General features: G+C 41.0%; 12 protein-coding genes. 9 read left to right on the forward strand and 3 right to left on the reverse strand.

Annotated features, from left to right (window positions below; all coding sequences use genetic code 11):
- Nucleotides 1–84: 84 nt before the first annotated feature.
- Both uvrB and WG954_RS04315 read right to left on the reverse strand, forming a co-directional pair.
- Nucleotides 85–2,121, reverse strand: coding sequence for an excinuclease ABC subunit UvrB (gene uvrB, locus WG954_RS04310; protein ID WP_340433995.1), 2,037 nt, complete (start codon nt 2,119–2,121; stop codon nt 85–87).
- Nucleotides 2,122–2,212: 91 nt separating this feature from the next.
- Nucleotides 2,213–2,608 (reverse strand): hypothetical protein, encoded by a 396-nt coding sequence (locus WG954_RS04315; protein ID WP_340433997.1) that lies wholly within the window; start codon nt 2,606–2,608, stop codon nt 2,213–2,215.
- A gap of 78 nt (nt 2,609–2,686) precedes the next feature.
- Between WG954_RS04315 and WG954_RS04320 the strand changes: the two genes are divergently transcribed.
- Nucleotides 2,687–3,271 carry an acyl carrier protein phosphodiesterase gene (locus WG954_RS04320; protein WP_340433999.1) on the forward strand — a complete coding sequence of 195 codons (585 nt, stop codon included), beginning with the start codon at nt 2,687–2,689 and terminating at the stop codon, nt 3,269–3,271.
- Between the two features lie 76 nt (nt 3,272–3,347).
- Here the strand turns inward: WG954_RS04320 and WG954_RS04325 are convergent, their stop codons facing one another.
- Complete coding sequence (locus WG954_RS04325; RefSeq protein ID WP_340434001.1) at nt 3,348–4,658, reverse strand: acetyl-CoA hydrolase/transferase family protein; 1,311 nt, start codon at nt 4,656–4,658, stop codon at nt 3,348–3,350.
- Between the two features lie 185 nt (nt 4,659–4,843).
- Between WG954_RS04325 and WG954_RS04330 the strand changes: the two genes are divergently transcribed.
- From WG954_RS04330 to WG954_RS04365, 8 genes are all read left to right on the forward strand, one after another.
- On the forward strand, nt 4,844–5,416 hold the full coding sequence (locus WG954_RS04330) for a DUF2911 domain-containing protein (RefSeq protein WP_340434003.1): 573 nt from the start codon (nt 4,844–4,846) through the stop codon (nt 5,414–5,416).
- A gap of 134 nt (nt 5,417–5,550) precedes the next feature.
- On the forward strand, nt 5,551–7,467 hold the full coding sequence (asnB, locus tag WG954_RS04335) for an asparagine synthase (glutamine-hydrolyzing) (RefSeq protein ID WP_340434005.1): 1,917 nt from the start codon (nt 5,551–5,553) through the stop codon (nt 7,465–7,467).
- Between the two features lie 45 nt (nt 7,468–7,512).
- A complete protein-coding gene (locus tag WG954_RS04340; protein WP_340434006.1) occupies nt 7,513–8,652 on the forward strand; it encodes a cystathionine gamma-synthase in 1,140 nt (379 codons plus the stop codon).
- Nucleotides 8,652–9,416, forward strand: a complete 765-nt coding sequence (locus tag WG954_RS04345) for a TIGR02757 family protein (protein WP_340434007.1) — start codon at nt 8,652–8,654, stop codon at nt 9,414–9,416. The genes WG954_RS04340 and WG954_RS04345 overlap by 1 nt, the downstream gene beginning before the upstream one ends.
- A gap of 12 nt (nt 9,417–9,428) precedes the next feature.
- Nucleotides 9,429–9,638, forward strand: coding sequence for a hypothetical protein (locus tag WG954_RS04350; protein WP_340434008.1), 210 nt, complete (start codon nt 9,429–9,431; stop codon nt 9,636–9,638).
- Nucleotides 9,631–9,960 carry a hypothetical protein gene (locus WG954_RS04355; protein ID WP_340434010.1) on the forward strand — a complete coding sequence of 110 codons (330 nt, stop codon included), beginning with the start codon at nt 9,631–9,633 and terminating at the stop codon, nt 9,958–9,960. Before WG954_RS04350 ends, WG954_RS04355 begins: the two co-directional genes overlap by 8 nt.
- 80 nt (nt 9,961–10,040) lie before the next feature.
- The gene (locus WG954_RS04360; RefSeq protein ID WP_340434011.1) at nt 10,041–11,054 is read left to right on the forward strand and encodes an alpha/beta hydrolase; all 1,014 of its coding nucleotides are present in this window, start codon (nt 10,041–10,043) and stop codon (nt 11,052–11,054) included.
- A 19-nt stretch (nt 11,055–11,073) separates the two neighbouring features.
- Nucleotides 11,074–12,444, forward strand: coding sequence for a Gfo/Idh/MocA family protein (locus WG954_RS04365; protein WP_340434012.1), 1,371 nt, complete (start codon nt 11,074–11,076; stop codon nt 12,442–12,444).
- Nucleotides 12,445–12,478: the final 34 nt, after the last annotated feature.

The following is a 12,478-nucleotide window of genomic DNA, read 5'->3' on the forward strand; positions in this document are numbered from 1 at the left end:
TTTTTTTTGAAAGAGCTTCAAGTTAAGAAAAGACGGGGAGATTTTCATAAACCTTAACCGTAGACGCCGTTTGCGGCCTCAATGCTATTTCTTCATCGCCTCAAGTTCCTTTTGCAGCCTGAACATTTCATCCCGTAAACGTGCTGCTTCCATAAAATCAAGATCACGGGCTGCTTTTTCCATTGTTTTCTTCGTCCGGGCAATCGCTTTTTCCATTTGCGGAATGGTTTGATACACTTCCTGGTCTTCAGCCGCTTCTACCAACTCGCCGTCTGGTGCAAGTGCATATGATTTTGCAGGATCGTATCCTTTGATATCAAGCACTGCTGTTTGCCCCATTACCTGTTCAATGCTTTTCTTGATGGTGCGTGGTGTAATACCGTGTTCAATATTGTATTGGATCTGCTTTTCTCTTCTTCTGCTGGTTTCTTCAATGGTGCGGCGCATACTTTCTGTCATCTTATCAGCATAGAAGATAACGAGGCCATCTACATTACGTGCAGCACGACCGGCGGTTTGCGTTAAACTTTTTTCATTACGTAGAAAGCCTTCCTTATCTGCATCAAGAATGGCAACCAGTGATACTTCTGGTAAATCAAGTCCTTCACGCAAAAGGTTTACACCAACTAACACATCAATAACACCCAATCGCAGATCACGCAAAATTTCAATACGTTCTAACGTGTCAACTTCACTATGGATATATTTTGATTTGATGTTGATCCGCTTCAGGTATTTGTCCATCTCTTCAGCCATGCGCTTGGTTAAAGTTGTAACCAATACACGATCGCCTTTTTTCACACGTTTATCAATTTCATCCAGCAGATCGTCGATCTGGTTTACACTTGGGCGGATTTCAATGGGCGGATCCAGCAAACCTGTTGGACGAACAACCTGTTCCACCACCACACCACCGGTTTTCTCCAATTCATAATCATCCGGTGTTGCACTCACAAACACAACCTGGTTAAGCAAACTTTCAAACTCATGAAAATTCTGCGGACGGTTATCCATTGCACTCGGCAAACGGAAACCATAATCAACCAATACCAATTTTCTGCTTCTGTCGCCACCATACATACCACTCACCTGCGGAATGGTTTGATGACTTTCATCGATCACCATTAAATAATCCTTCGGGAAATAATCCAATAAACAGAACGGTCTTGTACCCGGTGTGCGCCTGTCAAAAAACCGTGAATAGTTTTCAATGCCATTGCAATAACCCAGTTCACGGATCATTTCCAGATCATAATCGGTCCGTTCTTTCAATCGTTGCGCTTCAATGTATTTGCCTTCACGTTTGAAGTACTCTACCTGTGCAGCCGCCTCGTCCTGTATCTCATAAATGATCTGCTGCATCTGATCTTTTGGTGCAATGTATAAGTTGGCGGGGAAGATGGCAGCGTTGTCCACTTTACCAATACGTTTGCCGGATTTGGTATCGATGGTTTCGATCTCTTCAATTTCATCACCAAAAAAACTGATGCGGTAACCAAAATCAACATAAGGAAGATTAATATCAACCGTATCACCTTTTACACGAAATGTTCCTCTTGTAAAATCACCTTGTGTACGGTTGTATAAACTATTTACCAATGAATGTAAAAAGCCTTGTCTTGAAAGTGTTTGTTTCTTTTGAATACGGATGATGCCATTTTCAAAATCAACCGGGTTACCCATACCATAAATGCAACTCACACTCGCCACCACAATAATATCTCTACGTCCGCTTAACAATTCACTGGTAGCTTGCAAACGCAGTTTGTCAAGCTCTTCGTTAATGCTGAGATCTTTTTCAATGTAGGTGCCGCTCACCGGCATGTATGCCTCGGGTTGATAGTAATCGTAATAGCTCACGAAATAACCTACTGCATTATCAGGAAAGAATTGTTTGAACTCTCCATACAATTGCGCCACCAATGTTTTGTTATGCGTAAGCACAAGTGTTGGCCTTTGCACGTTTTGAATAACGTTGGCCATGGTGAATGTTTTACCACTGCCGGTTACGCCAAGCAGTGTTTGGAATTTCTCTCCGTTTAAAATTCCTTCGGTAAGCTGTTGAATCGCCTGCGGCTGATCGCCTGAAGGAGAATAAGGTGAATGAAGTTGAAAAGGCATCTGCAAATTTAGTGACTGTTAGGTTCATTTGTTGGTTGACATCATGTTTGCAAATCACTCAAATAAAAAACCGGCTTTCGCCGGTTCACAATTAATTGTTATTTCCTCCGCCTTGTCCACCGGGGCCGCCGCCACCGTTACGTCTCTTTTGCATTTCTTCCTGCATTTCTTTTTGCTTTGCTTTCAACTTCTCTTTTTGCTCTGCGTTCAGTAATGCGTCGATCTGCTCACTGTATTTTTTGCGGATTTCCATCATTTGCTCACGCTGTTGCTCACGGCTCAGCGAACTGTTGTTACGCACTGCTTCAGCTTCTGTACGTTGCTTTTCCTGAATGGCTTTTACTTTTTCCTGCTGGTCTTTGGTCAGGTTCAGATCCTTGTACATATCTACACGGGGGCCTCTGCCTCTTGAAGTATCGGCTGGCGGCTGCGCCTGTGCCATTGCACCCACACAGATGAAAAGGAATAAAAATTGGAGTACTTTCATTGTAATAAAATTTAGTTTGAACAGGATTAGACGGCAGGTCTCAAAAAAGTTTACGCCGTTTGTAAAAAAAAAATCTGAATGAATTATCTAGCTCATGCTTACCTATCGTTTCACCAGCCCGAGTTACTCGTGGGTAATATGATCAGCGATTATGTGAAAGGCAAGAAGAAATTTGACTATTCGCCGGGTATACAACAAGGCATCGAACTGCATCGTATCATCGATTCGTTTACTGATGATCATGCAGCAACAAAAGAAGCAAAAGAAATTTTCAGACCGCATTACCGACTATATGCAGGTGCTTTTGTAGATGTGGTATATGACCATTATCTCGCTACTGATCCATTGATCTTTAATCATGATTCGCTTGAACAGTTTGCAACTGATACCTACACGATGCTTGAACCTTATACTGCTGTTTTCCCGGAACGGTTTGCAAGCATGTTCCCTTTTATGAAAACACAGAACTGGCTTTATAACTATAGTAATAAATGGGGAATTGAAAACAGCTTACACGGGGTAGTGCGGCGTGCAACTTATTTAACTGAAAGTGCAACGGCCTTCGCTTTGTTTGAAGAACATGATGCAACGCTGAGGCAATGTTACCAGGCCTTCTTTCCTGAAATGATAGCGGTGGTAAAGAACTGGATAACGGAAAGATAAATAGGTATGGCATACTTATAACAGAATGCATAATTAGTTGCAACCCCCGGCAGTTTGCCATACCTGATCAACAACCTTAATGAATATAAGAATCGTAAACTAGAAATTGTTTAAAGCGTTCTATACATGCCCTCTCCAGCATTTCTCTGTCATCGGGGTGTGCGATATCGATCAATGCTTTTGCACGCTGACGTAAGTTCTTTCCATACAAATGCGCAACACCATATTCTGTTACTACATAATGAATATGTCCTCGTGTGGTTACCACACCTGCACCTTGTTTTAAGAAAGGCACAATGCGGTTAATGCCTTTTGCTGTGCGTGATGTAAGTGCAATAATGGGTTTGCCACCTTCGCTCAAAGCAGCACCACGCATAAAATCCATTTGTCCGCCAATACCACTGTATTGTGTTGTGCCAATACTATCAGCACAAACCTGGCCTGTAATATCAACTTCAATTGCACTGTTGATGGCCACCACTTTTGGATTACGACGGATCACATGCGGATCATTCACATAATCAATATCAAGAAATACAAATGCAGGATTATCATCAACATAATTATACAACTTACGTGTGCCCAATGCAAAACCGGTTACTGTTTTATTCGGGTGAATTTTTTTATGAACGTTGTTGATGATATCTCTTTCAACAAGATCAATGATACCATCGCTGAACATTTCGGTATGGACTCCGAGATTTTTGTGATTGTGCAAGGATTTAAATACCGCATCCGGAATGGTACCAATACCCATTTGCAGCGTGCTGCCATCTTCAATCATTTCGGCAATGTACCTGCCGATCTGCATTTCATCTTCCCGCACCTTCATACCATAATCCACTTCAGGTAGCTGTTCTTCGCAATACACCATTGATGTAAACCGATCAGTATGGATCAGGCTATCGCCATGCGTACGGGGGACATTTGGGTTTACCTGCGCAATAATATATTTGGCTGTGTTCACAGCACTTCTTGCAATATCAACACTCACGCCAAGAGAGCAATAGCCATGTTTATCGGGCGGCGAAACATGCACCAATGCTACATCAACCGGCAAGTGGCCTTTATTAAAAAGGTCGGGAATATCGCTGAGAAACACAGGAATAAAATCGGCCCGGCCTTCATTCACCGCTTTCCGTACACTGTTACTCACAAACATGCAGTTGATGTTGAAGATGCCTTCGTATTGTGGCTGGTCAACCGTTATATCTCCTTGTACGGTAATGAATACGAGCTCTACCTGCTCCAGCCTGTGGGAATGTTTAGCCAGCTCACGTAATAAATAAAGAGGAGTTTGGGCACTGCCATGAACAAACACCCGGTGTCCGCTCTTAATCACGGCAAGGGCCTGCTCCACTGACTGGTAGTGTATATGCTTGTACATGATCGAAATATTAGAATACAAAAATAAAATGCAAGAAAGCCTTTGAAACTGCCAACAAACAGGATAAATGGTGATTACCGACAGCAATCTTTGGGCTAAATTTGCGTTCTCAAAACAACCTCGGGGAGAAAAAAGCAGTCATAATAACTGTTACCAATAAAATAAGATCCAAAAAAAGAGAACGTATGAAATTGTTATCGATGATTTTTTTATTTGTTGCATTTGAGTTAACCGCAACAGCACAGAACGGAAGCAAATTACCGCCATTGGATAAATCACCAATGGATATGTCGTATTACCCTGTGAACTATCCTGTTCTTAGAATTCAGCCAAATAAAGTAACCGAACCATTGATTGCCCGTGTTATTTACAGTCGCCCTTCAAAGAGTGGCCGTAAAGTATTTGGCGAATTGGTGGAAGATGGAAAGATCTGGCGATTGGGCGCCAACGAAGCAACAGAGATCGAGTTTTACCGTGATGTAAAAATCGGAGGCAAAACAGTAAAGAAAGGTCGTTATACCATGTATGCGCTAGAGAGTGCTGCAAAATGGACAGTGATCATTAATAAAGATACCGATGTGTGGGGCGCATTTAAATATGATGCAAGTAAAGATGTAGTTCGTGTTGATTGCCCTGTTACAAAAACAGCAGATGTGACCGAATCATTTACGATGGTATTTGAAAAGGTTAACGATAAAAGCATCAACCTGATTATGGATTGGGATGAAGTGATGGTGAAGATGCCGATTAGCTGGTGATTGGAAGTACGATGTTAGATGTACGATGTACGTGGTGAACTAAACTATCGGGAATTTAATTAATAGTAAGGCTCTGCATTTCTGCAGAGCTTTTCTTTTTGGTTTATCTGCATTGAAAGTTCGATTTTTACAGCATGTGTGGTATTGCAGGAATTATTTCAATGAACCCCAATAATGTTTCAACAGAACGTTTGAAACAAATGACTGACGCCATTGCTCATCGTGGACCGGATGGTGAAGGTTTTTGGTTGAATGAAAACAAAACAGTTGGCTTTGGTCACCGGCGTTTGGCCATCATTGATCTGAGTGAAACCGGTAAACAACCGATGCATTTCCCCTTCCCGACAGGTGAAGCACGCCCCGACAATCCGGTTGAACGGGGACCAAGAGAAAGGGCACGATACAGTATTACCTATAATGGGGAGATCTACAATTATCTTGAACTGAAAGAAGAATTGAAGCAAAAGGGTTACACCTTTTTTACTCATTCCGATACAGAAGTTATTCTTGCTGCTTATGATTTTTGGAAAGAAGAATGTCTGCAACAATTTGATGGTATGTTTGCTTTCGCCATTTGGGATGAACAGGAACAAACCCTTTTTACTGCACGTGACCGCTTTGGAGAAAAACCATTCTACTATTTTTTTGATGGCGAACAGTTTTTATTCGCCAGTGAAATGAAAGCATTGTGGGCTGCAGGTGTAGAGAAGAACATCAACCACAGTATGTTGCTCAACTATATTGGGTTAGGATGGGTAAAGAATCCTGCTGATCTGTCGCAAACATTTTATGAACAGGTCCGTAGTTTACCACAATCACATTACCTGAAGTTAGATTTGCGTAGCGGCAAGAATGAAATTGTACAGTACTGGGATCTTGATAAAGAAACTACATCAACAATAACAGAAGCTGAAGCCATTGAACAGTTTCAGCAACTGTTCAATGTATCTGTTACAAGAAGATTGAGGAGTGATGTGGAAGTTGGTACATCGCTGAGTGGCGGATTAGATAGTTCAAGCATTGCAGCAATTATTAAATCCCAAATCACAAATTCCAAAACCCCAATTCCCAATTCCCAAATCCAGGCCTTCACCGCTTCCTTTCCGGGTTTTGAAAAAGACGAAACGGCTTTTGCTAAACAAGTTGCTGAGAAGTTTCAACTGCAACATCATCTTGTTTCACCAACAGCAGAAACATTATTGAATGATATTGAAAAATTAATTCATCAGCAGGAAGAACCTTTTCAATCGAGTAGTATTTATGCGCAATACAAAGTTTATGAACTGGCGAAGCAACAAGGCGTCAAAGTAATTCTTGATGGGCAGGGTGCCGATGAAACCTTAGCCGGTTATCATAAATACATTCATTGGTTTTTGCAGGAGAAAGCTCGTGATTCATCAACCGTTAGCCATGAGTTAAAGGCGTTCGCACAAAACAACATTTCAGTTGACTGGAGTTGGAAAAATAAACTGGCTGCAAAGTTTCCCGAAATGGCAGCTGTTCAACTGGAAAACAAAGTCAACAAAGAATTATTGAACAATAAATTCATCAACAACAATTATCGCAAGACACATTTTAATAAGAAAAGCATTTTCAAGCCAACAGTGAGCAAGCTTAATGATCTGCTGTATTACAATACCATGCGGTTGGGTTTAGAAGAATTGCTGCGTTATGCTGATCGCAACTGTATGGCACACGGTGTGGAAGTTCGTTTGCCGTTTTTATCGCATGAATTGGTGCAGTTTATTTTCTCTTTGCCTTCGCATTACAAACTACAGAACGGGTTTACGAAATATATTTTGCGTGAAAGTATGAAGCAAGTGCTGCCTTCATCCATTGTTTACAGAACAGACAAGATTGGTTATGAACCACCGCAGCAGCAATGGATGCAGTCGGAAGGCTTTAAAGAATTATTGCAAAACGGCCGGCAAAAACTGGTGAATGAGAATATTCTGAAAAAAGAAATTCTGACACAACCTGTAAATGCACAATCAGCACATGCTGTTAAGAATGATGATTGGCGTTATTTCTGTGCGGCGCATCTGTTGTAAATCCTCATCTTTGCAATTCTCGTTTGACGAGCTAAAACTATAGATATGAAACTAGATACTAAAATGATCCATGCCGGTTCGCATCCCGATCCTTCAACCGGCGCTATTATGACACCCATTTATCAAACCAGTACCTATGTGCAGGAAGCTCCGGGCGTAAACAAAGGATATGAATATGCAAGAAGCCAGAACCCAACACGCTTTGCATTGGAAGAAGCAGTAGCCGTAATTGAAAACGGAAAGTTCGGTTTGGTGTTTGGAAGTGGTGTGGCTGCAACAGATGCCGTGATCAAATTGCTTGCGCCGGGCGATGAAGTGATTGCGGCGAGTGATATGTACGGTGGTACGTATCGTTTGTTCATGAAAGTATTTGAAAAATTCGGGTTGAAGTTTATTTATGTTGACACCACCAATCCTGAAAATGTAAAAGCAGCGATCACTGCCAATACAAAACTCATTTGGCTGGAAACACCCACAAATCCGTTGATGAATATTACCGACATCAAAGCTGTTTCCGTGATTGCAAAAGAAGCGGGTGCATTGCTTTGTGTTGATAACACCTTTGCTTCGCCTTATTTGCAAAACCCGTTAGATCTCGGTGCGGATATTGTAATGCATTCCGCTACAAAATATCTCGGTGGTCATAGTGATGTCATACAAGGTTGTTTGGTCATGAATGATAAAGACCTTCGTGAAAAATTATACTTCATTCAGAAAAGTTCCGGCGCTGTTCCCGGACCAATGGATTGTTTCCTGGTGTTGCGTGGCATAAAAACTTTGGCTGTGCGAATGAGAGCGCATTGTGCAAACGGTGCAAAAATTGCACATTGGTTAAAAGTCAATCCAAAAGTGGCGAAAGTTTATTGGCCTGGTTTTACAGATCATCCCGGACATGCAATTGCAAAAGCACAAATGCGTGATTTTGGTGGCATGATCAGTTTTGAATTGAAAGATGACAGTATTGAAGAAGCAAGACGTGTATTGTCATCCACCCATTTATTTGCATTGGCTGAAAGTTTAGGTGGTGTTGAAAGTCTCATCAATCACCCAGCAAGCATGACGCATGCTTCTATCCCAAGAGAAAAAAGAATTAAAGATGGCTTGCATGATTCGCTGATCCGTTTGAGTGTGGGTATTGAAGATGCTGATGATCTCATTGAAGATCTGGCGAAAGCAATTGGATAATGAAGCAGCAAGAATTAAAAAAGTTTCTCAATGCGAAGGTTGATTTCTACAATCAACCTTCGTTCATTAAAGATGATCCCATCTGCATTCCCCATCTGTTTAGCAAACAACAGGATATTGAGATCGCCGGTTTTTTTGCAGCCATCTTCGCATGGGGCAACCGCACCACCATCATCAACAAAGCAAGAGAACTTATGCAGCTGATGAATATGCAGCCATATAACTTTTGTCTGAACCATTCTTCCGGTGCATTAAAAAAATTAAGCGCCTTCAAGCACCGCACATTTACCGCTGATGATCTTTATTACTTCATTGAATTCTTTCAGCAGCACTACAGTAACCATGATTCATTAGAAACAGCCTTCTTTCCAACAAAAGGAATGACGGTAGAAGAAGGGTTGAATCATTTCAAAAACTATTTCTTTTCATTCGAGCATTTGAAACGAACAGAGAAGCACGTTTCAGCACCGATGCAAAAATCAACCTGCAAGCGTTTGAATATGTATTTGCGCTGGATGGTGAGGGACGACAGCAGGGGTGTTGATTTCGGAATCTGGAAGAATATCAAACCATCTGATCTTGTTTGTCCACTGGATGTGCATGTATCAAGAGTAGCACGACAATATGATCTGCTTTCCCGCAAGCAAGATGATTGGGAAGCGGCGCTAGAACTCACAGCCAATCTGCGTATCTTAGACAAGAACGATCCCGTGAAATATGACTTTGCATTATTTGGTACTGGTGTAATGGAATATAAACTTTAGAAAATAATTCAAATGAACCCAGTTAAGCTCATCCAGTTTTTTATCCTGCTTATTGTCAACTTCGTTATAGTTACTTTGATCAACTATGCCTTTTTGGTATGGGTGGCCAACCAGGCAGATACCACCATCAGCTCGGTATTAGTAAAAAGTGCGATTGTAGCAGTTGTACTAACGGTGCTTTTTACTTTCTACAATAAAAAGAAGGAAAAGTCAGATGAGTGATCTTAATAAAGATATCATCCCTTTGCTTAACAAAGAACTGTCGCTTGAATTTTCCGAGAAGTTGGCGATGGATGAACTGGAACAACAGCTTACTGATCATGTCAATATACTCATCAATACAGATTTTGAAAAACTTGTCTACTACCTCTACCGCATTGATGTAAACGAAACAAAAATGAAACAACTGTTGCAGCAACAGGGTGGTGAAAATGCGGCTCAATTGATCGCAAGGCTTATCATCGACAGACAACTGCAGAAGATCAGATCAAGAGCAGAGCATCGATCAACCAAGATTGATGACGACGGGGAAGAACGATGGTGAAATCACTGTTCAATCGTTTGTCCTGTTAACGTTTGGTAAACAGGAATCCAGTAATTTTAAAAATCATCTAAATAAGACTCATGAAATTTCTGAAACGATTGCTGAAATGGGTTCTCATTATTCTTTTTGTTCTTACAGTTATTTATTTTGTTGGCCCCAACCCATCAACCCCGGTTTATACAACTACATTACCTGCTGTTCCAACTGAAGCTGCTGCGTTGGAAAACTATATTACACAAAACGAATCACAACACAAGATCAAGGCGGAAAATGAAGCCCGTATTGTTTGGTATAACGATTCCACCAAACAAAAAACGGAATACGCAATTGTATACCTGCATGGTTTTTCTGCTTCGCAGGAAGAAGGCGACCCCGTGCATACCGCCATTGCCAAGAAGTTTGGCTGCAATTTGTATTTAGCACGTTTAGCTGAGCATGGTATTGATACAAGTGACGCTATGCTTAATCTAACCTCGGAAAAATATTGGGAAAGTGTAAAGCAGGCTTATGCCATCGGCAAACAACTCGGCAGTAAAGTTATCGTCATGGGTACATCAACAGGTGGAAGCAATGCATTACAATTGGCTGCTAATTTCCCTGAAATAGCATCACTCATTTTATTGTCGCCTAATATTGCTATCAATGACCCCAATGCCTGGCTTACCAATAATCCATGGGGTTTGCAAATGGCAAGACTGGTAAAGAAATCTGATTATCATGTCACCAAAGATCAACGGGATATTTACAAAGCTCATTGGTATTCAAAATATCGTTTAGAAGCTATTGTGAATCTGCAGGAGTATCTGGAAACAGCAATGGTTCCCGAAACATTTAAGAAAGTGAAACAGCCAACACTCATGCTGTATTATTACAAAGATGATGTGCACCAGGATAGTGTTGTGAAAGTAAGTGCCATGCTGAAAATGTTTGATGAACTTGGCACAGTTGCTGAACAAAAAAGAAAAGTAGCCATGCCCAACACCGGCGATCATGTGATTGGCGGTTATATTAAATCAAACGACTACCAGGGAGTGGAAATAGAAATAACAAAGTTCATGATGGATGTTTTAAAAATGCCGCTTAAAACTAATTGATCATTTTAAACCAGAATATATGTCTTCATTATCACGCAGAGATGCGTTAAAAGCTTTAGGAATTTCGATTGGTGGATCTGTTTTGCCGCTTTCATCATGGGCAACCAATGATAAAGGTGAACGAATTTATCTTCCTGAATTCAGTAACAGCTTTGTACCGGATAAACCGATCACTGTCATTACCTGTGGTGCAGGTGCAAGAGGAAATGTTTATGGCAACTATGCTGTTCAATATCCTGCACAACTAGACATTGTAGGTGTTGCTGAACCAATTGCTATTCGTAATGATCGATATGCAAAGAAGCACGCAATAAAAGATGAGAACCGTTTTAAAACATGGGAAGATGTATTCAAGCGTCCCAAGTTTGCAGATGCTATTCTTATAACCACACCTGATAATCTGCATTACGGGCCATGCATGAAAGCATTAGAAATGGGTTATCATGTGTTGCTGGAAAAACCAATTTCTCCAAGCGAAAAAGAATGCCGTGATATTTTAGCCATGACAAAAAAAACAGGAAAGATCGTTGCAGTTTGTCATGTACTTCGTTATGCTCCTTACTTTGAAGAATTGCGTAAGATCATGCAAAGTGGTGTATTGGGTAAAGTGGTAAGCGTACAACATATTGAACCAATTGAACACATACACATGAGTCATTCTTATGTGCGTGGTAACTGGCATAACAGTAAAGAAACAACGCCAATCATTCTTGCAAAGAGTTGTCATGATCTGGATATATTACGTTGGATGATTGGTAAACAAAGCAAGAGCATTCATGCACAAGGCGATGTAAGCTGGTTTAAAAAAGCAAATGCCCCAGAAGGAAGTACGGCCCGTTGCACCGATGGTTGTAAAGTGGAAGCAAGCTGTCCCTATTCAGCTTTGAAACAATATTATCGGGAACGGAAACGGACTTATGTATTTGATATGCCGGAAGAAAAAGAGAAACATGCCGATCATATCATGGAGAAATTAAAAACAACCAACTATGGCCGTTGTGTGTACCGGATGGAGAATGATCAACCCGATCATTATACCACCAATATATTATTTGAAGATGGTGTTACCTGCAGTTTCAGCATGGAAGCATTTACTTCCTACGAAGGAAGAAGAACGAGAGTAATGGGTAGTCTGGGAGATATTGTGGGTGATATGACAACGATGGTGCATACCGATTTCCTCACTGGTAAAAAAACAGAATGGAAAAATGCAACTGATATGCATGGCGGTGGCGACTGGCGTCTTGTTGCAAACTGGATCGAAGCGATATCGAAAAACGATCCATCCTTACTTACATCAACAATTGATGCATCAATTGAAAGTCATTTAATGGGTTTTGCTGCTGAGCAAAGCAGGAAGGGAAATAAGGTGGTAGAGATAAAACTGTAATCCGTTAACATATTTGAACTCTAAACAAGTTGGG

This window comes from Lacibacter sp. H375 (genome assembly GCF_037892425.1).
Lineage (GTDB): Bacteria > Bacteroidota > Bacteroidia > Chitinophagales > Chitinophagaceae > Lacibacter.